Genomic DNA, 24,298 nt, shown 5'->3' on the forward strand with positions numbered 1-24,298 from the left:
GATCGGTTAACTGTATTTTTTCTTCAGTGGTAATCGAAGACAGATTTTTGGATTTAATCCTAATGTTTAATTAAGTTAAATTTATTAATTCAATCAGTATACTGCTGAAGTATTCTTTGTTCAGCAGAGATTTTCTCCAAGTTTGAGTGAAACAACTGATCCTCCTCCTATCAAAAAAGCAGCCCCGTCAGGAGCTGCCTCATGTATTATGCCTTATATTGTAATCTTATCTGTTTCCGCTAACCTGTCAGCTTACTCCGCACCCGGATAAGGGTTGATCTTCTGGATCGTTCCGTCTTCGTTGTATTTCAGCTCGGAATATTTAACGCAGCGCTTGTGGTTGACGCCTTCCGACAGGGAGCTGTCGTGATAGAACAGATACCACTTGTCTTCAACTTGCACAATGGAGTGATGGGTTGTCCAGCCGATAACCGGAGAGAGAATCTCGCCCTTGAACGTGAATGGTCCCATCGGGTTCTTGCCGATCGCATATACGAGCTTATGCGTGGTTCCTGTAGAGTAGGACAGGTAGTAATAGCCGTTATATTTATGCACCCATGGGCCTTCAAAATATCTCCGTTCCTCATCCCCAGCCAGAATCGGATTCCCGTCTTCATCGACAATCAATATCTCGGCAGGCTTGTCTTGGAAGGACAGCATGTCGTCGCTAAGCAGTGCAACTTGCGGTCCAAGCGCCGGCTGGTCAGGAGCAGGTCCTTCAGCATCTGGCACGAAGCTGCCGGTCTGCCATTTCTCCAACTGGCCACCCCAGAGTCCGCCGAAATAGATGTATGACTGATTGTCGTCATCCACCAGTACGGCCGGATCGATACTGAAGCTGCCTTCCATATAATTCGGTTGCGGTGTGAACGGGCCTGCCGGAGACTCTGATGTTGCCACACCCAGACGGAAAATGCCGTCATGGTCCCGTGCCGGGAAGAACAGGTAATAGGTATTGTTCTTATAAGCGGCATCCGGTGCCCAGAGCTGCTTGGAGGCCCACGGAATATCTCTCAGATGCAACGCTTCGCCGTGATCGACCACCGGGGAATCGAAGTTGTTCATCGAGAGGACATGATAGTCTTCCATTTTATACTGGTCGCCGTTATCGTTGCTCGGCTCGTCATGATCGAGGTCATGGGAAGGATAGATGTAGATTTTGCCCTCGTAGACATGGACGGACGGGTCAGCAGTGAAGATGTGGGTTACGAGCGGCTGGTGGGGCTTAGGTAGTTGTTGTTGATTCATAAGGCATCTCCTTTGGTATTGGAATAATAAAATACTTCATATACGGGATTACGGTAATTCATTGATTGCATCCTCAGAATTAAAAGCAAGCGTTTACAATCTCTAATGTTATTGTATAAGCTCCGCTTATTCTTTCCTAGTACACATAATAAAGAACTTCCCCCGAAAAAATGTACAATTCCCGCCCATCTCATAATTCTTATATTCTACAATGAAGTGATCTTTTTTGCGTTGTCTTGTCGCACATATTATTTCTTCTCCTATGGATCACAACCATTATATGTCTTCACAAGTTTTTGAGCTCGTAAGCTTTTTTCTCGAAGTTCCACCGTCTCACGTTCGTAATACACTTTTCCTTTATTATCACTTCACTCTTTCGGAAATATTTTCACTTATTTCTTCAGGATTTTCAACACCAATGATCAACTTTGATATTTTGAACATACCAACTTTCAAGCTATTCAAATCTAAATGAAGAGTTTCAAGCTCATTTTCAAAAAAGTGGAGTTGAAAACCACCATTTGATCTAAATAACCCATTTCTCTTTTCTCCTAATAAAGCACCATATAGTTTAAAAGCATTGGGTATTGGTCTACCTGTTGTTATTCCCTCGATTGAAGAGTATGGAATTTGCAACCCTTTATCTAATTTTATAAAGGGTGAGTTTCCAAAGTCGATATTTACGTAGGTTTCCATTAATTGAATTTTACGTTCCATATTTTGATTCCCCCATTTTCTTTTCAAATAATCCATTTATTTCATAACCCATAATTACATATAATACCACAGACACCTCTTTTATTCATGAAAGTCTAAGCACTGCCCTCCGCGCCTTCGCGGGTTACGTCCTCCTTTTTATATTCCATTTCCAATCATTTATTAAAGAACCTACGCGTGTAGCATGTAGTGCTTAAACAGGGACTTATCTTTAACCTAACACTAAGAAAATACTATATTTTCACTGGACAATTAGTTTATTTTTCCTACACATTTGTTAAATGAAATTGTATGAAACTTAGTTAGGTGTTTATCTAATCGGCAATCGGTACAAGTTCTTGTCCTCGACTCGGTACAAGAACTTGTACCGATAAAACAAAAAAGCCGCTAAATTAGCGACTTCAATAGGAATATGTTCTTGTCCCTCGACAGCAGGTGTCTGAGGACAAAAACTGGTACCGTTAATGTCGAGACGGTTCATCTAGTTTTGCGCGGGTCTCCTAGTAAGTCAATAACTTAGGTTCCCTCAGTTCTTACTTATTTATCAAGCTATGCACCATGTCATTCCTCTTGTTTGGTTCTTTTAACCATGTTTCTTTAGTAAACTGACTGCTACATGAACCCCTTATTTGAATGATTACTTCATTAAGGAAGGAATAATTGAATCAATCTGCATCCCTCTAGATGCTTTTAACAAAATCACATCATTTTTATTAATTTTTCGCTTTAATGCATTCGCCAACACTATTTTATCTTTAAAAGTCATTACAGTCCCTATTGGATATCTCCTTTTTGCTTCTGAGGCAATATGGCTACTGAGATCACCAAATGTATAAATATAATTTATTTTATCTGGATCAAGATTTCTGCCAATTACTCGGTGAAACTCTATTTCATCATCACCCAGTTCAAGCATATCACCAATTACTAAATGCTTTTCACAATAAGCCGTCAGTTCCTGAAAAGTCATAATTGCTGCATTTACGGAATCCGGGCTAGCATTCCAAGCATCATTAATAATTGTAAATCCCAATGGTGAACTAATCTTCTCTAATCGCATATTAGGCAATTTCAACTGATTAAATCCTTCATTTATTTCAGCAGAGTTTAAACCCAACCTCAGAGCTATGGCAATTGTAGCAAGTGCATTATTAATATTATGTGCACCAAGAAGTGGAAGGTAGTAAGTATCGTTTGCAACAGAGAATTGGGAACCATCGGAGTTTGATAATGTATTCTCGGCGATCACATCATTAAAATCCCCCTGCCCAAAACTAATTGTTTCTATTGAGATATTTTTTTTGATATTACTTAGTTCTTTGGTTAAATACGGCTCGTCACCGTTGAAAACAAAGCACCCACCATTCTTTAGACCACTAATAATTTCTAATTTTGCTGCTGCTATTTGTTCTCTAGAGCCGAGACTAGATAGATGGGAAACTCCTATCATTGTAATCACAGCTATGTCTGGATGTGTAATTCGGGAAAGTTGCTCAATTTGACCTCTTTCACTCATCCCCATCTCGATTACTGCAACTTCAGCATCCTTATCTATCCCTAAAACCGTTAATGGGACACCTAATTGACTGTTTAAATTACCTTCTGTTTTATAAACTCGAAATTTTGTCTGTAAAACAGAATTTAGCATCTCTTTTGTAGTTGTCTTACCGTTGCTACCCGTAACACCAATAACTTTGACTTGTAATTCTCGTCGGTATTCTGCCGCTAATTTTTGTAAGGCTTCTAAGGAATCATTTACATAAATTAACGGAAGATGAACTGGTGGGTTAGGGTGATCCTTTTCCCAGAAAGAAGCAATCGCTCCTTTAGATATTGCTTCACTTACATAATTATGCCCATCTAACTCTCTTATAATTGGGACAAATAAATTTCCCGGTTTTATGGACCTAGAGTCAATAGACACTCCTTGAATCATGAGTTCCTCAAACTCCACAGATAACCCATCACCTGAAGACATTCTTTCAATAACTTTGAGTTCATGAGTAATCATCATCGCACCACCTATTGAATTGAATTTTTATGTGGAGCTTATAACCTAACCTATTTTTGATAATGACATGTAAGTCGAGAAATCAAAAGATCCATGACTAAGGCTTTTTCTTTAAATAGTGGTTTTCACACTATTTAACTTGGATAAGTTTCCTGTTTTTTGATATCTCTTAACCTGATACTCTCCAGTATTCATTAAACTAACTGCCCGTTAGTTTAATGAATTGAAGGGCAAGATGATGATTAGATACATGCCTAATCGGCAATAGGAACATGTTCTTGTCCCTTGACAAAATCCCCCCGATACTTTTCTTACTACATCATAGACACCTCTTGCTTCTATTGCTTCTACAGTGCAGTAGATCGGTTCCTGTGCCAACCAAAAAAGAAGTCGCTCCTATAGCGACTTCTTCATCTCTTTCAAGCGTTTCTTAGCACAAAATATATGCCTAGTTCTAAAGCTCATCTACTTGGTTACAACTGTATGTTATGACCTGCTGACATCATCACCAATGCTTAAAACAGGATGGTTTCGGGGGTAACACCCTTAGGATACTCTTCTTCCCATACGGTTTTCTCTACATAGGCCTGGTACCACATCTCTGCAATTACATCCGGATCATTAATTGCGCCGGTACCTGACTCCTTGATCAATAAACCTAATGAGCGGTGGCCCACAAAAATCCCTTGAGCAGACAATGAAGTATGAAGATTAGTAACATAATTGCGTAACCCTGAAAGAGCAATACCGATATTCCCCATCATGGACACAGGGTACATGGCGGATAATCCTGAGGTAAAGAGCAAGGCTCCCTCTTTCCTGGCGAGCATATCAGGGAGAACCGTATTGACGACATGGATGGCACTAACCACATTCGCCTCAAATGCGTCCCTGGCGTTCTCCGCCGTTAACTCCAATACAGAAGTGGGAGGATAATTGCCTGCTGTTGGACTGAATTCCAACACATCAATCTGACCATACTTTTCTTTCATGTTGGTCATAGCCTGTTCAATCTGTTCCTTGTTAAAAATATCTGCTACGAAATAAGATGCCTCGATACCATCCGCTTTCAGTTCCTCCACCATATCTTGCAGTTTTGCAGCATTTCTTGCAACTAATGCCACTTGGAAGCCGCGCTTGCCAAAGCTCTTCGCAATAGATAATCCTAATCCCTTACCTGCACCAACAATCGCCAGTGTTTTCATTTATGATTCTCCTTTTATGAATGAGTTAGTGAGTTCAATTGACAGTTTTAATTGTAAAACGTACACTTAAAGGGCTCAATGGTTGATATAATTCAATGTGTTAATTAAACATCACTTTTGATAAATCCGACTATTATTTATGGAGGGGAAGCACGAATTGGGTAAAGATAAAGTGGATCTGCGCATTCTCAAAACGCGGAAAGCCATTAAAGAAGCGTTTCTGAGATTAGTACAAACCAAAGGCTATGAACGAATTACTGTGCAGGACATTGCCAAAGAAGCGATGATAAATCGCAACACATTTTATTTGCACTATGTAGATAAACCTCAATTCATGGAGAAGTTATTTCAGGAAAACGTGGAGAGTTTAAATGCTTGCTTAAGCCTGGAAGTGAGTTCAATTCATGAGATGGATAAAGATATGTTTGCGACCATGTTAAAAACGATTTTCGACGATATTGAAGCCAATATGATATTCTTTAAGACAATGATCACTCAAAATATTTATCCAAACTTCTCCGTTTACTTGAAAGAGGCTTTTAAAACGATCATTTTTTCGGGAATCGGCGATCATCGCCACGATGAGAAGATAAAAATTGGCATCGAATACATGATATCTGGATTGGTAGGAGTAATTTGTCTCTGGATAGTTGAACCGGAGAACTACAGGGTAGATAACTTTATCGAGCAACTGAGTGAAATTCACTATTCTAACATGGTTGACTTGCTGAAGGATACTTGATAATAAACTAGTATGATCTGAACAGAAAGGCTATTCTTGCCGAATCTGATCTGGCTCGACTCCCTGCTTAGATCTGTCAGAACTAGGCAGGCATAGAATAATGTTTGCAGCCGAGAGAGTTCAGGTTGGTAGGATGGCCTGCCTGTTTCACCATACTTTGAATCAACTTGCTTAATGGGTAATTACCACCACTACAAAGCAGAATATCCCCGTTAAGTATAAATTCTCACTTACATACAATTGATTTCATTAAACCGAAGATTATTTATAATCCATATTTTGTAAAATTAATCTTAATCCAAAATAGCAAATAATCGGTTGCTTCCTTTATGATGTTGAGCTTGAATGCGGCAAGTGTCTTTTTGTACTTATGAAATTTGCATTCACGATCTTAGGTGGAACCCCTAAGCACATATTCGCGTCCCGATGGTTGGCGCAGATTGATTGGTCTTTACCGGAAAAAAGTTATTTCTAATAAAAAAATCGTTATTCACGCGAATTCTTAAATTCATGTGCTTTTTTCTTGCCACATGATCTTCATCATGATGCTATTTAGATAGATACCTAATCCGAAATGACACAACGTTCTTGTCCTTAAAACAAAAAAAAGCCGCTGTAATAGCGACTTTAATGGAACAATGTTCTTGTCCCTCGACAATTTCGTTCTATTTTTGTTTTTATAAGTTCCCCTTTCTTGCTTTTTTTAGCGATGTCACTCTTCGATCGAATTCATAATAACTTTAAGCCTTGCGAAGCATTTGTCTCTCGCTTAGATGTGAAAGCATATCCTTCGTCATGGCCTTCAGGTCGTAGCGAGCATGAAATCCCCATTCTGTTTTCGCTGCCGTCGCATCAATGGAATGCGGCCAGCTATCGGCAATCGCCTGTCTCTTCGGATCAACGTCATAATCGAGGATAAAGCCTGGAAGCTCATCCCGAATCGCTGCAGCGATCGCCTCCGGATCCACGCTCATTGCGGTGACATTAAATGAATTTCGGTGCATCAACCGGGAAGAATCCGCTTCCATCAAATCGATGATAGCGTTCAGAGCATCCGGCATATACATCATGTCCATGTTTGAGTCCTTGGCGATATAAGATGTATATCGGCCAGCCGTCACGGCTGCGTAATAAATTTCCACGGCGTAATCCGTCGTTCCTCCGCCGGGAGGCGTCATATAAGATATCAAACCCGGGAATCGCAGTCCCCTAGTATCCAGGCCGTATTTGTGAAAATAATAATCACAAAGCAGTTCGCCGGACACTTTGTTCACGCCGTACATCGTATTGGGCCTCTGGATCGTATCCTGAGGGGTATTGTCTTTCGGAGTCAAAGGACCAAAAGATCCAATGGAGCTTGGAGTGAAAAATTGGCAGCCGAGCTCCCTGGATATTTCAAGTGCATTCATCAATCCACCCATATTCAAATTCCAGGCAAGTAGCGGTTTCTCCTCTGCGGTAGCCGACAGCAGCGCAGCCAAATGGATGACGGTATCAACTTCGTACCGCTTGGCGATTTCGAACATCGCCTTATCATTCGTCACGTCCAGCAGCTCGAATGGCCCGGATCGGGTAATTTCGTGGGCTGATGATCTGAGATCCGTAGCAATGACGTGATCCGCACCATAAATTTCACGTAATTTAACAACTAACTCAGAACCGATTTGGCCCAGTGCTCCGGTCACCAAAATCTTGTTCATAAGACATTCCTCCCGAAATGTACTCCCGCGAATGCAGCTAAATCAGCTTCATTTCCTTGCCAACTTTCTCATAAACGGAGATCACCTGGTCGAGCATATCCTTGGTATGGGCAGCTGTCGGCATGTTGCGTATTCTTCCGGTTCCTTTCGGAACCGTCGGAAACAGGATTGCCTTGGCGTAAACGCCTTCTTCATAAAGCCGTTTGCTGAACTGTTGGGTGGTTACTTCATCGCCAATGATACAAGGTGTGATCGGCGTTTCGCTTTGGCCTACATCATATCCAAGCCGGCTCAAGCCATTTTTCAAATCATTGCCGTTCTCCCACAGCTTCTCGATCAGCTCTTTGTCATTCATCAAAATGTCGACAGAAGCGCTACAAGAAGCGATTGCAGCCGGAGGTAGCGATGTCGAGAACAGAAACGGACGGCTTCTCAGCTTCAACCATTCAATCAGTTGTTTTTTACCCGCCACATAACCGCCGACAACGCCAATCGCCTTGGAAAGAGTACCAATTTGAAAGTCAATGCGGTCGGACAATCCAAAATGCTTCACGGTTCCCGCACCTGCTCCGAGAACGCCCGAACCATGGGCATCATCCACATAAGTAATCAGATCGAATTCTTCTGCTATTTTCACGATTTCAGGCAGCTTTGCTATATCACCATCCATGGAGAAAACCCCGTCGGTGATGACCATAATTTTATGGTACTGACCGGATTCCTTCGCATCTTTCGCCTGCTGTCTTAAATCATTCATATCCGAATGCTTAAAGCGAATCACCTTGGCTCTCGACAGGCGGCAGCCATCAATAATCGAAGCGTGGTTCAGCTCATCTGATAAAATCGCATCATGCTGGTCCATTACCGCGGATATAGCAGCCATATTGCAGTTAAATCCCGATTGATACACGATAACGGCTTCCGTTTTTTTGAAACGGGCCAGTTTTTCTTCAAGCTCAATATGAAGATCCATCGTACCATTAATTGTTCTCACAGCCCCTGCGCCTGCCCCGTATGTCTGCGACGCCTTAACTGAAGCATCAATCAGGCGGTGATCTGTTGCCAGTCCCAAATAGTTATTGGAAGACAAATTGATTAAGGACTTTCCGTCGATACGAATAACAGGACCATTTGCACCCTGCAGCGTATCGATGACGTTATATAGACCTTTAGTCTTTAGATCTTCGATGTTCGAACTTAAAAATTGGTCCAATGCTTGACTTGACATTCCATTCCCTCCTCGATATACGTATGTCCTCGTACAGGAGACACATAATTCTCCGGGAAAAACCTGTTATAAAAAGGGTTAGATTGATTTTAATGTATCATCTTTTTATTTTTTTGTACACATGTGGCGGACAAAAAAATAAAAATATCCGCAAAAAAACATAGCGATTGCTTCCCCCATTCCCGGAAGCAATCGCTACTAAATCTTTGCTATACTTTTTGTTACATTCTATACTAATTCATCATGTATTAAACTATTATTATGCAATGAGAAACTCTATTTCAACCTGTGAGGTGATTTGATGAACAAGATTTTAGCGATCTCGATTTTGGGAATGGGTTTAACAGGTGCTGTTTTAATCATCTCAATTGCTCTGTTGTTTAACCCTCCAATAGGAAGTGTGTTGAAGATGGTTACTGCTGCTTCAACATTATCTTTTATTATATTTGCTGTCTCGGCTTTGATATTTCGTCGGCGATTAGATGATGAAAATAGTGAGTAGTATATTTATACTTCCTCGATTTAGGACGAATGCTTCGCAGTAGCAATCCTAACAATGTTTCTGCTTATCTTCAGAAAATAATGAAACATGCATTCCCCCCTACAAGCACCCATGCTAGAAAATAGAATCTTCTGTTTTAAAATATATAGAAGCAGTGGCTTTCTATACCTTATTTTTCCATAACAGTCCAATATAGTTGTACCGTTCTTCCTGTTCGATCCGTTGTTTCTCTGTGTAGAGCGTTTGAATGGTTCTACAAAGTCACTTCTACTAAGCTTACAGCATGTAAGCTACTCAGCATCACCAAAATTATCGATCGGACTGTGAAAAATAAAAACATCACTTTGCCGGGCAACACCCACTGTTTTCCCTTTATATCCAGGTACGTGATCGCTGACCTGCACTTGGGGCGTCCTAGTCTACGGAGGAGCCCTTTTTCGTGATTTAAATACTCATACGTAAACTATACAAAAAAGGATCGTTAGCATTTCTGCAACGATCCCTGTTGTTAGTCCGCTAGTTGAAATCAGCAGATGATCAATTTGATACCTTATTAAGTTTGATTAAGCTAACGTTTCTCGTTAGCTTAATCTCGACAATAGATCGCTTTCTTTGTAACGATCTCTCTTAAGCTTTTAGATTCTATAGGATAACAGTGGAATTAATATTTAGCTTACTCGAATAACTCTCTGAGCATCCTATCCTTGTTATTCACAAACTCTTTCATAATCATATAATGGTCGGTTTCTTCCAATACTTGGACTTCGATACCATCCGGCTTTAGATTGTAAATAATCGAATCTGGGTATGCCATAAGGATCGGGGAATGGGTCGCAATTATAAATTGAGAGTTTTGCAAAACAAGTTCATGGATTCGTGTCAGCATCGCCATTTGGCGAAGGGGAGACAGTGCAGCCTCAGGCTCATCCAGTATATATAATCCATTCTCCCCGAACCGATGAATGAAAGTGGAAAAGAACGACTCTCCGTGCGATTGCTCATGCAAGGACTTGCCACCGTACGAATCTTTAATAGGGCGAATAGGGCGACCGAATGAAGGCTGGCTGTCCAACTCATCGATCGTTGTGGCTAAATTATAATAACTTTCTGCCCGGAAGAAGAAGCCATCCCTTGGGCGTCGCGGACCTCTGATCAATTGTATATATTCATATAAGCTCGAGTGAGTAGCCTGGGTTGAAAAGGAAAAGTTGACCGTCCCACCCTCCGGGTTAAATCCCCATGCGACAGCAATGGACTCCATCAGTGTTGATTTACCCATCCCATTTTCACCTACGATATAGGTTACCTTGGGGTGGAAATCAAGAGTATTTAGATTTCGAATGACCGCCAAATCAAAGGGGTAACGATTATAGGTGGGTACTTGTTGCCTCTTAATCTGAATTTGTCGTAAATAGGGATGCTGTATATTAATATAGTTCACTCCCTTTTAAAACTTTGATCGTTATGCTTACCTTTTTTTTGGAAAACACTGACTGATGTTTGTCTCAAGCTTTAGTTTACTCCATCAAACAAATAATACCACATACCGAAACTATTCTGCCCGTTAGCTTAATGAAACAGATAAATATTCTAATCGACATCGGTACCATGTTCTTGTCCTTTTGGCAATGGAACCAAGTTCTTGTCCTCAGCTGGGGACACTGCCATGCTTATTCATATGAAAAGAAGTCCGCAGAATCTGCGGACCTAATTGTGTAATACATCATGTTCCTCATAGTGCTTCAAATCAAGAAAATACCTCACGATTACGGAACGCTCGATATGTACCAAGTACAACTACAGCTGTAACTACAGTCATAATAAGCAAATACAACTGTAGATATGACACCTCCACCCTGAATATGGAGTAGTTTACTGGAGTTTGAAACAGTCTCGTTACCCGCATCATCGTACTGAAGGAAAATTCCTCAATCCACTTCGCCCATCCCGGGTTAAAGTTCATCACATCAAATGCCAGATAGGGCACGCCTACAATAGCCACATTAATGATTATGGCAACAAACGCCGTTGAACTGAGCGAAGAAACCCATAGCACAACGCATCCAAAAATCAGGCTGCCTGCCAAGTGTGTGACCAACTGAACTACATAATACTGAAGCGCAGACAACCTATAAGGCGAGAACTCATAATCGAAGCCTTGAAAGTACATGCCTACACTCTGTATTGGGGTATCTGCTCCAGCCAAATTTCCAAACCTCAACCAGTAGATTAGCAAGTTGATACTTGTAAACAAGATGACGCATAGGACAATATATACTATTGAAGCCATCAATTTAGCCGATACGATTTGGCTCTTCCCTCGCTTGCTGCTGCGTACCAATGCTGCCGTCCCCAATGCATATTCCTCTGCGAATACGGGAGCCAGTCCCAGTAAAATCATGATCATCATAAAAAGCACGCCAAATTGATCAATGTATTCCAACAGATAACCCCAAGGTTTATTGTAGTGAATTTCAGTGACGTTTACGGTCCGTTCCATGACATTCCCGCTATCATCAGTTTTGGTGTAGTTTTTTATGAATTCCGGCGAAAACATGGAAATCTCATAAAATACGCCATATCGATTCTGATTCGCTTCATCACTATAACCCTTGTTTTGTAACTGTTCCTGTGCAGCCTGAACCTTCTCAGCCGTAATGGCTCCTTCATAGGGTTTGTAGAACGATGTACCCTTCATCGGCCCCGGATGTCCGAGATAGGCATACAGAACAAGCAGCATTAGTAGCCCGGTGAGTGCAAGATAGATACTTTTACGCGTCATTATTTTAACAAATTCATATCCGGTCAAACGAATCACGATGTCGCCTCCTCATCAAAATAGTGCATATATACGTCTTCAAGCCGAGGGGCCTCTGGCATAGCTTGTGGGACAGGCCGTTCTTTTGCCAAGATTCTCGCCACAATACCATCGGACTGATAGGACAATCCGCTTACCTTGAAACGAGAGGTGAGTTCGGCAAGCTGCTGTTCTGTTAACGTTGCAGTCCAAACGCTGCCTTGCATACTGTTCATGATCGCTTCCGGTGTGTTCTGAGTAATCAGTTGACCTTCATTCATCAGGATCATTTCCTTACACGAGAACTCCAGATCAGAGATAATATGCGTCGATAACAGTACAATCCGGTCTCTTCCCAACTCACCGATAATGTTACGAAATCGAATACGTTCCTTCGGATCAAGGCCAGCCGTAGGTTCGTCGAGAACTAGAATTTGCGGATCATTTAGCAAGGCTTGTGCAATTCCGAGCCGCTGTTTCATACCGCCAGAGAACGTACGAATTTTATGTTGTGCCTGCTTTTCCAGATCAACCATACGTAATGTCTCCTGCACTCGAATAGCGGCTTGATTCGTACTCAGTCCTTTTAACGAACACATGTACATGAGAAATTTATGAGCACTGAAACGATTATAAAATCCAAAGCGCTGCGGCATATAGCCCAATATATCGCGATAACGATCCCCCATCTGTTCAATGGGTTGCCCATCCAGCATAATTTGTCCGGACGTTGGCTTGGCGATGTCTACAAGCATGCGAAGCAGCGTTGTTTTGCCCGCTCCATTTGGTCCAAGCAGGCCGTAGACGCCACCGCTGGACAGCTCTAGCGTGAACGATTTCACGGCCCACTTGTTTCTATACTTCTTGGATACGTTATCCATGGTCAATTTCAAAGGAATAACCTCTTTCCGTTTGTGATGTATATTTTCGCGTCATCTGCCGGATCTGACTGATCAACAGAACCACTCCACATAATGCGATTGCAATAAGTACTGGGGTCTGGATAGATTGTACTAAAGTAACAAATCGGGGATTGCTTAACATAAGCCAGAAAAGCCCAAACCATGCGACCAAGAAAATACTAACAGCTGTTCCACCCCGAACACGCATAGCCAGCCACAAACTAGCCCCTGCCGCAATCATCAGTTGGGTATACCACAGACCGACGCCACTCCATGAGATGAAACTTCCTCTTCCGCCAGATACCAATAGCATAAGAAGCAGAACAAATACCATATTTCCTGCAAGCACGACGATCAGACGAGTCAGCATTAGCTGTTGTGCCGTAATTTTACAGGTCAGTTCGATCTCCATCAGCCCCTGATCCCGACCTTTGAATACTTCCAGTAATCCGAGAATAAAAGGTACAGGTACCAGAATAAGTCCACTCATGTATGGGGATATTGTGCTGCGGGTTCCCAACCAGAATCCGCACAACAGAAGCAATGCGCAAACTAGCCAGTACGATTTGTGGAAAACCATAACCTCACCCCGAACGAGTTGGAACAGTTCTGTAAATGATTTCCCCGGTGATTGCTCCAGATGAACATTCATCTGTCCCGGCATATGTGCATCCAAGGCCCTTATCGTCCTATCGATCTCCATCTCGGATGGATATTCAACCACATAGTCATCCAAAAAAGGGGCAATTTCGGCGTACTCCTCCATCTCCAATTCAGCTCGACGCTTCCTTCTATCTTCGTTTTCTGTACGTTTCATCCCGCTCACCTCCCACAATGATCTCTTTTAATTTCGTTATGCCCAAGCGTATACGTGATTTCACTGTCGACTCATTCGATCCCGTCAGCTCGGCAACCTCTTTGATCTTTAGTCCGTTGTAATAGTTCAGAATGACCGCGTCCCTCTGGTGCTCAGGCAAACTTTGTATCGCCAGCCTGACCTTATCATTCTGAAGCCGTTTATAGAATATGTTCCACACATTCTGGTGCTCACTTGCTGGGAGCGCCTCTTCTGTTAACTCACTCTCTCTGAGTTGTTGCTTGAACTCACGCCCACGAAAATAATCCATACAATGATTCACTGCTATTTTCAATAACCAGTGGCGGAATTTTCCGTTATCTCGATAATTTCCCAATGAATTCATCATTTTTACAAATACCTCTTGAGTTAGATCAAAAGAGATATGATAATCTCCCGTTTTTCGGTACACATATGAAAATATCGACTTGTAATGCCGCTTCACCAAAACTTCCATTGCAGCCCGACTACCTTCACGAATCTCATGAATTAATTCTTCATCATCCAACGCTCCCTCACCCCCTCAAACTAATTAACGATAACTTGATCATAAAAGATCAAAACTATTTATGTCTTGCTTTACGCATAATGCAAAATTAGCCATTTCGAATATTCCTGGGTAGCCCATGTGAAGGTCAAGGCCCTATATTATCAGAACAGCGGGGAAATTCCTGCTTCCATGCTGTTGAGAAAGTCTCACCGGCCTATGGATATTCATCTAATCGATAAGCAGAAGATGTTCTTGTACCGATAAAACAAAAAAAGCCGCTAAATAGCGACTTTAATGGGATCATGTTTTTGTCCCTCGACAACTTTGTTATTAAGTATATTCGTTTTGGTTGTATGAGCAACATTGATCTAAACCTTAAATTTCTCTCGCATAATACATCCACAGTGCAAAAAATACGATTAAAACAAATAATAAACAAGTTAGTAAGGTGTAGAATATCAAGGGATTAAAGAAACCGGCGATCACGGAGGCAATGCCCATACCAATGAGAATGATTGCTGTGCTGAGTGTGCCGGCTCTCTGGAGTATCATTACACTCCGCTCGTCATTCTCCTCAATATACTGCTTCTTCAGCTCGGCTTCATTATTACTGGCTTTTATATACCTGACGAGGAAAAAAGCGACGGCCACTTCAACCCCGATAAAAGCGCCTGTGTGAAATCCCTTTATAAAACTAGGTAAATCGGGTAGTCCACCTCGGTAAAATATAAGTCCTACATAGATCAATAGGGTAGCAGCGGCTACCAGTGACAGTACGTTTTTGCGAGTTTTTATTTTAATCTTGTACTTGTCCATTTACATTTCCTCCACTTCGCTGAAATCAAAAACATCTTCAATGGCGAGTCCAAAAAAATTGGCAATTTTGTAAGCAAGAATAAGGGAAGCCGTATATTTTCCCCTTTCAAGAGAGGTAATGGTTTGCCGGGTAACACCAACAATTCGTCCCAGCTCTTCTTGTGACAGCTTATGCTGCTTACGCAGTTCTGCAATTCTTGTCTTCAAGTGATCACGTCCTTGCAATGTTTACTTTGCATTTTTAGCATAGTTCACTTTGCATTATGTGTCAAGTTAACTTTGCATTTTTACTTACCTCTGAATGCAAAACAAGCTAAGCCCCTCTTTGTAAAAGGAGGGCTTGGCTCGGTTGATTTTTGATTATATAAGATGCCAGAAGAGTTTACTTAAACAGAGCAAATGGTTGAAGCGCTTGGTGTTACCCCTATAGAAACGTATGTAGGCCGTGACTTAATGTTAGTATTGGAAAGTGAAAAAGCGGTTTAAACCGCTACACCTGATTTCTGGAACCATAGATGGTATACTCGTACACTATTTATTCAGGTCTCGGTGCCACTTATCATCTCCCATTATTCTATCAACAATATGATGGGCTTCCCAAACAGCCGCAATCTCCAATCCTTCGCATTCTTCGCTTTTAGAAGGTCTAATCTCTCCCATATGATAAGTCAAATATTCTCCTGATATCTTATCAATGATACAGGCAGGTGGGGGCCAAGCCTCTTCTTCATCCGGGAATGGACGATTTTCAACGACCGGCCAATCACCTGATTTCAGTACATCATCATATACACCCACGATAAATTGGTATTCCTCTTCTTGAGGTATCTCTTCTATCGTGTCACTTATCACATTATAGATTGCAATGCTGGCATCTTTAAGCCTTCTCCCAAAGGCAAACTTAGCGTTAGGCAGAGGTATAGCGTAGATATCACCCAATTTTATTCGTTTACGTCTCGTATTTTTCACGGTTTTCCAAACTCCTTCGTTGAGGTTTTAAGTTAGTATTTTTCAAGTTCTGTCTTTAAATCCTCAATTAGTATATCGACTTCTAATACAGCAGAATCAGCATTATTTAAGAATATTGAAGGTTTAAAACCCTCTTTTTTTAAATTGGGTAGAAAATCGTCTATGAACTCGTACAAATCCATACTTTTACTTGAGTAAATTTCCCAACCATCAGTTGCACAGTATTCCGCGAATTCTTTTTTAGGCCAAAATGGAAGTAATTTATTACCTTTATCATCTTCAGTAACTGACCAACCATTCTCATAAAGCCCCCACACTTCTTCTGAATCCACTACTTTTTTGATGAAGTATTCATAACGAATATTTGCAGGGAGATTGATGACTGATTCAAATTCTTTCTGATTCATATTTCCTCCTAATGCTGTTGTTCTTCGACAAGAGTTGCAGCAGAAGAACTGAATTATCGAGTCTAAATTTAAACGACCGATTCCCAGGTAGAAATATTGGGAATCGGTCGTAAGCCTATTTTAGAGTATGAGATTTCAGGTCCGGTTTGCCCAGCATCTATTCCATCTGATCTTCATTCGCTGTATCCGAAATCGCAAATTACTGTTCTTTATACACGCGTACATAATCCACTTGCATCGTCGCCGGGATATCGGAGGCGTTCGGGGTACGGCCGCCGTCAAAGTTTCCGCCGATTGCCAAGTTCATAATGAGGTAGAACGGCTCATCAAAAGGTGCATTCGGATTATTCGGTGCAGCTGCGGAATACCACTGCTCGTTAGTGACTTTATAGTAAAACTTGCCGTCTACATACCATTTAATGTTGTCCTCTTCCCAGACTACCGAGTATACATGATAATCATTGGCAAAAGTTTGCCCCTCCGGGAAGTGATAATCGCCGCCGGAATACTGGTTCCCGGGCCATTGTCCACCAAAGTGTATGGTACCGCTTACTGATCCAGGCAGACGGCCTCTCGCTTCCATAACATCAATTTCACCTGATGCAGCCCAAGTGCCGTATACTGAATCTTTTGGAAGCATCCACAGTGCTGGCCATACACCATCACCTGTAGGAAGCTTGGCACGAAAATCGACTCTGCCGTATTTCAAGGACAGCTTATCCTTGGTGTTAATCTTTCCCGAAGAATACTGTGCATACCGATTCGGGTCTTGTGGGAAAGATTTGCTGTCGTTCATGGCTTTGATATTTAGCTTGCCGTCCTGTACATAAACATTTTGAGTGCTGTTTGTGTAGTGCTGCAGTTCTGCATTTCCCCATCCCCAAGTACCGGGATCGTTATTGAGATAATATCCTGTTTCATAGTTCCATTTATTTGTATCCAGCGTAGTTCCGTTGAATTCATCCTGCCAAATGAGGTTCATGTCCGCGATTGCCGGGTCGGTTGGCGTTCCGATTGAGATATCCTCTTGATCGGATACATCCGGACGCGGAGCATTTGGATTGCCGATGAAAGTATAGTTCACGAAGTTGTTGCCAATATTTCCACCCGCCTGTCCGTTCAGCGGATATCCGATACGGATCTGCATATTTTCTTGGATTGGCTGGAACCAAAGACCATAGATATAATCGGCCCAGTAACCCCACTGGTTGGCATCGGACATATTGTTATACCCATTACCGGAGTATGCAAATTTGCTCTGGCTGGAGTTACTCAAATCAACCCATTGCCCATTGATGTTAATCTGGTATACGAAGTTGCCTAGTTCCTTGGCGATTGGCGCGCCCCCATCAATTTTGGGAAGCGGAACCCCAATGGAACCATTCGCATCTGCTGTGAAGGTTGTTCCTTCGTATGGCGTAATGACATATGAATTTCTTGTAGGTTCATTAAACGTAATGGTATAAACAAGATTAGCCGAAGAAGTCTTTGATTCTAATTTGACATTGATCGACTCGGTTACGTTAAACCAATACCCACCGCCGCCATCCGTGAATTGGCCAAAATTGTGATCGTAGATCCAGCCGCTGGCTGCGTTATTGTCAATATCAATCCAAGTGCTGCTGTTTACAGGTTTGACATAGACCTTCAAATCATCCGCAACAGCTTCATAAGTGATTGCAGGTTTATTGTTGAACGTTGGATATGTAAAGCCTGCACCGCCTGTGAAACTTGCTGTGATTTGTGGACCTTGTGTCGCATTCATCGCTGTGATGGTTGTTTTGTTAATATTTTGGAATACAAGTTGATACTCCAGCTTAACACCATTCGCTTTGGAGTACAGCTGAATCTCGGTTGTTGCGGAGAGGGTGAACCAATAGCCGTTGAAACCGCCATCGCTCCAGTGTCCCCAGTTTTGGTTATAAATATAACCGCCTGCCTGGTCGATATCAACCCAGTTGTTTCCCACTTTTACATTAACGCCCACATCACTGTGAACATCATTCCATGTCGCAGAGCCTCCATTGAACTTAGGCATAACAAATCCGTAGCTGGCCTTGCCAACCCCAGATTTAGAAATAACAGGCCCGTCTGCTGGTGAGAAGTACTCCATTGAGGTTACGGTAGTTCCCGCTGCCTGAACCTTTGAAGCTGGCAGTATGCCAATACTAGCCAGCATCACAACCACAAGGAACATACCGAGTACCTTTTTCATAAACCGTTTCGCCGTAAAGTGAGATGGTTTCATGATTGCCCTCCTTTGATAGGATAATAGTTTCTCCCAATCTATGCGCATAAAGGTAATCGCTTACAAGTGGGAGTATCTTTATTCTATCGAATAGGTTCATTTGCTGAAAAGGTACAATTGTTTTTGTGGTATCCCATTTTTTTGGCTTTTGATTCAATCTGCCTTCTGCCGCATCATCTGTCGGTACTCTGTGGGTTGGATCTGCATCACAAGTCGGAACGCGCGTGTAAAGCTTTTGTAGCTTTCATATCCAACCATAGCAGCCACCTCCACAATTTTATGATCGGTTTCGGCGAGAAGCCGCCGCGCTTTATCCAGACGCACATCTCGTAGGTATTCAGCAAAACCTTTACCAATATTCTTCTTAAACAGATTTGAAAAATAAGCATAATTAAGCGATACATGATTGGATACCATCGCGAGGTCCAGCGGTTTGTGGTAACTCTCGTGTATAAAACGAATGGCTTCATTAAGATCCTGCGAATGGCGATAGCTGCACTTATAGTCATAATATAACTGATTCAGCCGAAGCAGCTGCTGTTGCAGTGCTTGTATATACTCACGCATCCCTTGATAATCAAAGAGGTTACGCAAGGATTCAAGATCCAGCACTTCTTCCCTCATATAAGGGTGGATAACTCGTTGGTATTCCTCCATCATCTGAACGGTGGCGGCGCAGAGCTGTTGGGTATAGCGAATAGGATAGCGTTGCAGCACCTTTTTGTGAAATATTGCAGAAATACCCTGAGTAATTGTTCCGCTGTTATCTGTTCCAATCGACTGGAACAGTTCATATAAGTCTTCATAGGGCAGTTGCCACTGCTGTTCCATATGCTCAATATGTGCTGGGGAGATACTGTACTGATCAGGAAACAGGTAACTGTGGCGATAGAGCTCAAGCACTTGGGTATAGCTGTCGGGTAGTTCTTTTAACCCCTGCATCGGGTTAGTCATGGCTGTTATGACATTGATCTTTCCTTCCTTGAGCGCTGCAGGCAAAACACTTGAATCTATGGACGCATCCACCGCAAGGATCAGGTATGGGCGATGCTGCAGGCAAATACAACCTTGTCTGCCAAACACACGATAAGCAATGGCTTCCATGCTATGGGCGCTGCTGGCTCCGGGCTGGTTAATGCAAACTTCTTCCCGCAGCAGGGCTAGACGATAATTACGCCATAACGCATCATTTTGTTCCTCAATCTGAAGGATCCATGAGTCATCACTTAACGCACCTTGCATAAACATTCTTAATTCTTTACGATCGGTCTCTTGGGCGAGGCGGGATACACGCTGCATATTATGCGTAAGTGCCTGCCGTGTCTGGATCTCTTGCCATACATGCTCCAGGGAATGTTGCAGATCCTCTCGCTTCAAAGGTTTGAGCAAGTAACCCTTTGCACCAAGCCCGATAGCTTGTTGGGCATATGTAAAATCACTATAACCGCTGATAATGAGGTATTCCACATCCATGTATTCCTCTTTGGTTTGAGCCATGAGCGTCAACCCATCCATATCGGGCATCATAATATCGGTAATAACGATGTGAATGCAATGCTGCTGCAATAGGGACAGCGCCTCAATCCCACTCGCGGCACAGTATATGTTGTTCAGCTCCAGAGGAAATTGATGCAGCATGGCCTGCAGGCCGTCACGAATGTGTTTTTGATCGTCCACAATCAGGATATTAATCATGCTCTACCACCCTCCAAGATTTACATTTTCCCAAGGCAAGCGTATCGTTACGCAGGTATATGCACCTTGCACACTATCAATCCAAAGACCGCAATTCTTGCCATAATGAAGCTGCAATCGCTTATTCACGTTTTCCAAACCAAGTCCGCTCCTGCTAGTAACCATCGGTGTATCCGATTCGCTCCGCAGTAATGCCTGAAGACGGTGTAACATCTCAGGCTCTAACCCCTTTCCGTCATCTCTTATGTTAATGAAAAGCAGACTGTCATTCTCCACAGAAAAGGTAATCTCTATAGTTACCCTGCCGCCTGAAGGTGCCCCGTGATGAACTACATTTTCAACGATAGGCTGCATACACATCTTGGGAATGGCGTAGCGAAGTATCTCCGGAGGAATATCCGCCGTCATAACGATACTGCCGCCTTCCATAAAGTTGATAAATTCAATATAACTTTGGATATTGGCAAGCTCCTCACGAAAAGCAACGGTATCGCTGTGCCACTGCATGCTGTAACGTAGCTGGGAGCCCAATGACACCAATGAATTGGCTATCGCAGGCTGCCTCTGTACCTCTGCCACCATACGGATCGATTCCAGGGCGTTATATAAAAAATGAGAATTAATCTGCGAATGCAGGGAGTGCAACTGTGCGTTTTTGGCAATTAACTGCTTATCCACGACCTGTGTCATTAGACGTTTGACCTCATGTAACATTTTATTGTAATTCACCGCCACCTCATCGATTTCATCCCCTCTTTCGTTCTCATCAAGGCCTATATCAATCATTGCATCCAGCTCGCCTTTCCCTACCTGACGCATGGATACCAGTACGCTGTCCAACCGCCGGAAAATACGCCGCGTCGTTTGGGATACGAGTAACATAATGAGCAGCAAAACACATAATGTAATCGTTACCACAAATGCATACCAACTGCGCGGCCCCTTCATCAATGCCTGATGGGAAGCAATCTCGACCACATAAGTGTTCAACGGAGCGATGTATCGATACAATGCATAGAAGCTCTGATCTCCCACCTTAACCTGAAGCGGGCTTTCCTGCGGCAATATATCCAGCTGGCGATGAATACTGCCAAGGATCTCCTCCATCCCCTGCCCGTATTTCTCAGAAAACTCATGTTGGGGATTGTAAACATATTGGGGAGGATCGCTTGCGTTCATCAACACCGAAAAGAAGTCCCCCTTGCTCTCCTGGAGCAGGTCGCTGAAAAACATGCTGTGCGGGGCTCGCACTTCCATAATACTAGGGCGTTTTTGCTCCTGCCCTTGAAGGCGAACCAGACGATAGTAGGATAATGTGTGTTCACCATCCCTAAAAGAAAATAAACGGTAAGCCGCACCACCTTCGTCCCGAAGCTTTACCCAGTAATCCTGCGGCCAAAATTTCTTATAATGATAGATTTCAGGCCAGATTTCATACAAGTTTGGGTTATCAACGTAAAAGCTAAGCTCACTGATCATCGCATTGCTTTGAATGATATTAAGCATTTGCTCAAACTGGTTCTGCTTAAACTTCACCAGACGCAGTCCATCCACAAGCATATTGGAATGAATAAAATCCACAAATGACTTTTGAGTAAGGGCTGTATTGGAAGCGTTCTCAATCATATCCATTCTTCTGCGCAATTGTTCATTCAGCCATGAAACGTGGCTGTTGCCCGTTGCCATAGCATCCTTATATAGCTGGGTTTCTTGCATGCGGATATACACAAAGGATATCAAAATAACAGGTATGGCAATCATCAGGCTAAATGCCAGAAACAGCTTTTGGGATATACGGGCATTGCGATAAAGCTTCCTCAATCTCGTTAGTAGGTATTTCATTCTGATGTATTCACCACCTTTGGTTATACCATATATTACTAGTTAGCTGATAATTAACAATGTAGTAGGAATGGTTATCTGGCTATCTTGGCTTTTCGCAGTTCCAGTTCAGCCTGGCGATATTCCATCACCTGGTTAAAGCCGTAGTTCACACGACGTATCAGAAAATTCTCAAAAATTTTGTCAAAGGCAGCTTCATCCTTCGCTGTAATCAGTTCTGGCAGCACTTCTTCCCAATTCTGAGAAATACGTGACCAGGCTAACGCGATATCGGAATCCCCTATAGGATCTAGTCCCTTATAGATGCCGCTGTTCAGATCGGCCTGTTGGTTGGCGAACTCCTCCATTTGCTTAATGGATGGGGCATTCTCTGGTCTCCACTTGTTAACGAAAGCAGGGTTTCGCAGCATCCAGTAGGTATCCATAATGCCATATTCCTTTTCCAGCCGCTCCCGATCCGTGTCATGCAACTGAACCATTGCCGCCGTCAACTGCGGTTTGCCGTTCTTCATCGCCCAGGTTTCACCTTCTTTGCCCAAAAATAAATCCCTTTGGCCTTCTTCGCTGGCCAGATAGGTCAAAAATCGAATGGCCCGTTCAGGGTTTTCCGTTGATTTGCTAATCATCGTAACCATCCAGCCATCCATGCTGCCGGGAAACAGTTTGGCGGATTCCATCCTGCTGCTCCGGGGTCCATCTACAGCAATATAGTATGAACTCTGATTCGTAAGGACTTCCAATTTCGAATTAAGGTCCGATATGTCTGTCCATTCCCGAATCATCATAAAATATTGGGCATGGTTGGTTTTTTCCTGCACCTGCGCACTGGAGTCGACCAGAAAATCAACATTAATCAGGCCCTGCTCGTAAGCGATACGAAATGTTTCCAGCCACTCCATATAATCGGGATCTGTCATTCGGTCGTATACTTTACCGTTCTGTTCATGGGGGATCGCAAGCAGATTTTGCAAATATTCGGTCAACCCATAGGATGCATTCCCCTGTGTCCAAAACGGACTGATCAGCTGACCTTTATAAACAGAATATTGATTCTTCAGCAAGTGTAATGCATTTAAAAAACCTTTTGGTGTGGTAAGGTCCGGTTTGTCCATCGACTCATACAGATCTTTACGTACGAGAAAGGTTTGGTTCGCTCCCGTCAAGCCGGTTGAACGCATCTGTTCGGGACTGTACGCATCATTGGGAATGACATAGGTATGGCCGTCTTCCTGCCGATACCATTGTAGAGCACCATCACCTGCTACCTTGTAAAAGTAAGGATCATACTGGTCGGCTAGCTCATCCAGGGCATAGACGAGATTACTCTCCCGAAGTTTGTTAACCGCACTCTCCCAGGAGCCGATGGTTATCAGATCCGGCAGACTACCGGTCGTCAACATCCGTGATAACATCTCGCTTGGTTCACCAGTTGATACTTCAAATTCGATATTGACCCCTGTTTTTTGGGTGACATATTTGGAAGTCAGGCTCTCACCCCAAGTGTGCCCGTACCATTCGGCTCCAACGAACCACGTTAGATTCACGGGGGTGGTATCCAGCTTCCATGACGGTTCTTCCAGATTCAGATTAAGGCTCTGTATCTGCTCCGTGAAGTCAGCCTTTGTCGAAGCACCCTTATCTTCCGCTTGCTCTGACTCAGAACAAGCAGTCAAGCCTGACATCAGAAACATCATCAACAAGGCTGTAATAAAAGGACTTCGAAACATAAACACTTGAGCGCCTCCTTTTTATACTGGCCATCTCCATCCCCATCTGCACCAGCATTCATACTAGTGGTGGTACAACCGATTTTACTACCATTGGATTAAAATGGAAATGGTTTAGTGGTCGATTCCCAGATGATCCGCAACATTCCCCCTAACGAAACATAACTTGTAATAAATCAATGGAAGGGAGACCAAT

The 24,298-nt window shown here is 42.8% G+C and carries 21 protein-coding genes; 2 read left to right on the plus strand and 19 right to left on the minus strand.

Annotated features, from left to right (window positions below; all coding sequences use genetic code 11):
• Nucleotides 1–252 precede the first annotated feature (252 nt).
• The 4 genes from MHI01_RS02050 to MHI01_RS02065 all read right to left on the minus strand — a co-directional run bounded on the left by MHI01_RS02050 (nt 253) and on the right by MHI01_RS02065 (nt 5,181).
• Entirely contained in the window at nt 253–1,248 is a 996-nt protein-coding gene (locus MHI01_RS02050) for a glycoside hydrolase family 43 protein (protein ID WP_340982403.1), read from the minus strand.
• A 363-nt stretch (nt 1,249–1,611) separates the two neighbouring features.
• On the minus strand, nt 1,612–1,965 hold the full coding sequence (locus tag MHI01_RS02055) for a hypothetical protein (protein ID WP_340982404.1): 354 nt from the start codon (nt 1,963–1,965) through the stop codon (nt 1,612–1,614).
• Nucleotides 1,966–2,602: 637 nt separating this feature from the next.
• Nucleotides 2,603–3,976: a UDP-N-acetylmuramoyl-tripeptide--D-alanyl-D-alanine ligase gene (locus MHI01_RS02060; protein ID WP_340982405.1), complete on the minus strand. Its 1,374-nt coding sequence runs from the start codon at nt 3,974–3,976 to the stop codon at nt 2,603–2,605.
• Between the two features lie 515 nt (nt 3,977–4,491).
• Complete coding sequence (locus MHI01_RS02065) at nt 4,492–5,181, minus strand: SDR family NAD(P)-dependent oxidoreductase (protein ID WP_340982406.1); 690 nt, start codon at nt 5,179–5,181, stop codon at nt 4,492–4,494.
• 157 nt (nt 5,182–5,338) lie between these two features.
• On the opposite strand from MHI01_RS02065, the gene MHI01_RS02070 reads away from it, so the two are divergent.
• Nucleotides 5,339–5,923, plus strand: a complete 585-nt coding sequence (locus tag MHI01_RS02070) for a TetR/AcrR family transcriptional regulator (protein WP_051447337.1) — start codon at nt 5,339–5,341, stop codon at nt 5,921–5,923.
• Nucleotides 5,924–6,663: 740 nt separating this feature from the next.
• Here MHI01_RS02070 and MHI01_RS02075 read toward each other — a convergent pair.
• A complete protein-coding gene (locus tag MHI01_RS02075; protein WP_076250511.1) occupies nt 6,664–7,623 on the minus strand; it encodes an L-threonine 3-dehydrogenase in 960 nt (319 codons plus the stop codon).
• Between the two features lie 37 nt (nt 7,624–7,660).
• On the minus strand, nt 7,661–8,851 hold the full coding sequence (locus MHI01_RS02080) for a glycine C-acetyltransferase (protein ID WP_315372705.1): 1,191 nt from the start codon (nt 8,849–8,851) through the stop codon (nt 7,661–7,663).
• 301 nt (nt 8,852–9,152) lie between these two features.
• Here MHI01_RS02080 and MHI01_RS02085 point away from each other — a divergent pair, with 301 nt between their 5' ends.
• Nucleotides 9,153–9,353: a hypothetical protein gene (locus MHI01_RS02085; protein ID WP_237175103.1), complete on the plus strand. Its 201-nt coding sequence runs from the start codon at nt 9,153–9,155 to the stop codon at nt 9,351–9,353.
• A 673-nt stretch (nt 9,354–10,026) separates the two neighbouring features.
• Here the strand turns inward: MHI01_RS02085 and MHI01_RS02090 are convergent.
• From MHI01_RS02090 to MHI01_RS02150, 13 genes are all read right to left on the minus strand, one after another.
• On the minus strand, nt 10,027–10,779 hold the full coding sequence (locus MHI01_RS02090) for an AAA family ATPase (protein ID WP_405159395.1): 753 nt from the start codon (nt 10,777–10,779) through the stop codon (nt 10,027–10,029).
• Nucleotides 10,780–11,100: 321 nt separating this feature from the next.
• The gene (locus MHI01_RS02095; RefSeq protein ID WP_340982407.1) at nt 11,101–12,171 is read right to left on the minus strand and encodes a hypothetical protein; all 1,071 of its coding nucleotides are present in this window, start codon (nt 12,169–12,171) and stop codon (nt 11,101–11,103) included.
• Nucleotides 12,168–13,043 carry an ABC transporter ATP-binding protein gene (locus MHI01_RS02100; protein ID WP_221821441.1) on the minus strand — a complete coding sequence of 292 codons (876 nt, stop codon included), beginning with the start codon at nt 13,041–13,043 and terminating at the stop codon, nt 12,168–12,170. Before MHI01_RS02100 ends, MHI01_RS02095 begins: the two co-directional genes overlap by 4 nt.
• Nucleotides 13,024–13,869: a hypothetical protein gene (locus MHI01_RS02105; RefSeq protein ID WP_221821440.1), complete on the minus strand. Its 846-nt coding sequence runs from the start codon at nt 13,867–13,869 to the stop codon at nt 13,024–13,026. Before MHI01_RS02105 ends, MHI01_RS02100 begins: the two co-directional genes overlap by 20 nt.
• Entirely contained in the window at nt 13,844–14,416 is a 573-nt protein-coding gene (locus tag MHI01_RS02110; protein WP_340982408.1) for an RNA polymerase sigma factor, read from the minus strand. The genes MHI01_RS02105 and MHI01_RS02110 overlap by 26 nt, the downstream gene beginning before the upstream one ends.
• Before the next feature lie 357 nt (nt 14,417–14,773).
• Nucleotides 14,774–15,214 carry a hypothetical protein gene (locus MHI01_RS02115; RefSeq protein WP_127549256.1) on the minus strand — a complete coding sequence of 147 codons (441 nt, stop codon included), beginning with the start codon at nt 15,212–15,214 and terminating at the stop codon, nt 14,774–14,776.
• Nucleotides 15,215–15,421, minus strand: a complete 207-nt coding sequence (locus MHI01_RS02120) for a helix-turn-helix transcriptional regulator (protein ID WP_036613900.1) — start codon at nt 15,419–15,421, stop codon at nt 15,215–15,217.
• 324 nt (nt 15,422–15,745) lie between these two features.
• Entirely contained in the window at nt 15,746–16,183 is a 438-nt protein-coding gene (locus tag MHI01_RS02125; protein ID WP_340982409.1) for an Imm26 family immunity protein, read from the minus strand.
• 32 nt (nt 16,184–16,215) lie between these two features.
• Nucleotides 16,216–16,590: a DUF2750 domain-containing protein gene (locus MHI01_RS02130; protein ID WP_076250519.1), complete on the minus strand. Its 375-nt coding sequence runs from the start codon at nt 16,588–16,590 to the stop codon at nt 16,216–16,218.
• Between the two features lie 199 nt (nt 16,591–16,789).
• Entirely contained in the window at nt 16,790–18,838 is a 2,049-nt protein-coding gene (locus tag MHI01_RS02135) for a glycoside hydrolase family 16 protein (protein WP_339282716.1), read from the minus strand.
• A gap of 153 nt (nt 18,839–18,991) precedes the next feature.
• Nucleotides 18,992–20,533, minus strand: a complete 1,542-nt coding sequence (locus MHI01_RS02140) for a response regulator (RefSeq protein WP_339282715.1) — start codon at nt 20,531–20,533, stop codon at nt 18,992–18,994.
• Nucleotides 20,534–20,536: 3 nt separating this feature from the next.
• Nucleotides 20,537–22,354, minus strand: coding sequence for a sensor histidine kinase (locus MHI01_RS02145; RefSeq protein WP_340982411.1), 1,818 nt, complete (start codon nt 22,352–22,354; stop codon nt 20,537–20,539).
• Between the two features lie 95 nt (nt 22,355–22,449).
• Nucleotides 22,450–24,102 carry an extracellular solute-binding protein gene (locus MHI01_RS02150; RefSeq protein ID WP_340984818.1) on the minus strand — a complete coding sequence of 551 codons (1,653 nt, stop codon included), beginning with the start codon at nt 24,100–24,102 and terminating at the stop codon, nt 22,450–22,452.
• Nucleotides 24,103–24,298 lie beyond the last annotated feature (196 nt).

The sequence above is a fragment of the Paenibacillus sp. FSL M7-0656 genome, from assembly GCF_038003225.1.
Taxonomy (GTDB): Bacteria; Bacillota; Bacilli; order Paenibacillales; family Paenibacillaceae; genus Paenibacillus; species Paenibacillus amylolyticus.

Coding starts and splice junctions, on each gene's coding strand:
- MHI01_RS02075 (WP_076250511.1), bottom strand. CDS start 7,623: ATGAACAAGATTTTGGTGACCGGAGCACTGGGCCAAATCGGTTCTGAG.
- MHI01_RS02115 (WP_127549256.1), bottom strand. CDS start 15,214: ATGGACAAGTACAAGATTAAAATAAAAACTCGCAAAAACGTACTGTCA.
- MHI01_RS02135 (WP_339282716.1), bottom strand. CDS start 18,838: ATGAAACCATCTCACTTTACGGCGAAACGGTTTATGAAAAAGGTACTC.
- MHI01_RS02140 (WP_339282715.1), bottom strand. CDS start 20,533: ATGATTAATATCCTGATTGTGGACGATCAAAAACACATTCGTGACGGC.
- MHI01_RS02105 (WP_221821440.1), bottom strand. CDS start 13,869: ATGAAACGTACAGAAAACGAAGATAGAAGGAAGCGTCGAGCTGAATTG.
- MHI01_RS02060 (WP_340982405.1), bottom strand. CDS start 3,976: ATGATTACTCATGAACTCAAAGTTATTGAAAGAATGTCTTCAGGTGAT.
- MHI01_RS02050 (WP_340982403.1), bottom strand. CDS start 1,248: ATGAATCAACAACAACTACCTAAGCCCCACCAGCCGCTCGTAACCCAC.
- MHI01_RS02150 (WP_340984818.1), bottom strand. CDS start 24,102: ATGTTTCGAAGTCCTTTTATTACAGCCTTGTTGATGATGTTTCTGATG.
- MHI01_RS02080 (WP_315372705.1), bottom strand. CDS start 8,851: ATGTCAAGTCAAGCATTGGACCAATTTTTAAGTTCGAACATCGAAGAT.
- MHI01_RS02130 (WP_076250519.1), bottom strand. CDS start 16,590: ATGAATCAGAAAGAATTTGAATCAGTCATCAATCTCCCTGCAAATATT.
- MHI01_RS02065 (WP_340982406.1), bottom strand. CDS start 5,181: ATGAAAACACTGGCGATTGTTGGTGCAGGTAAGGGATTAGGATTATCT.
- MHI01_RS02085 (WP_237175103.1), top strand. CDS start 9,153: ATGAACAAGATTTTAGCGATCTCGATTTTGGGAATGGGTTTAACAGGT.
- MHI01_RS02055 (WP_340982404.1), bottom strand. CDS start 1,965: ATGGAACGTAAAATTCAATTAATGGAAACCTACGTAAATATCGACTTT.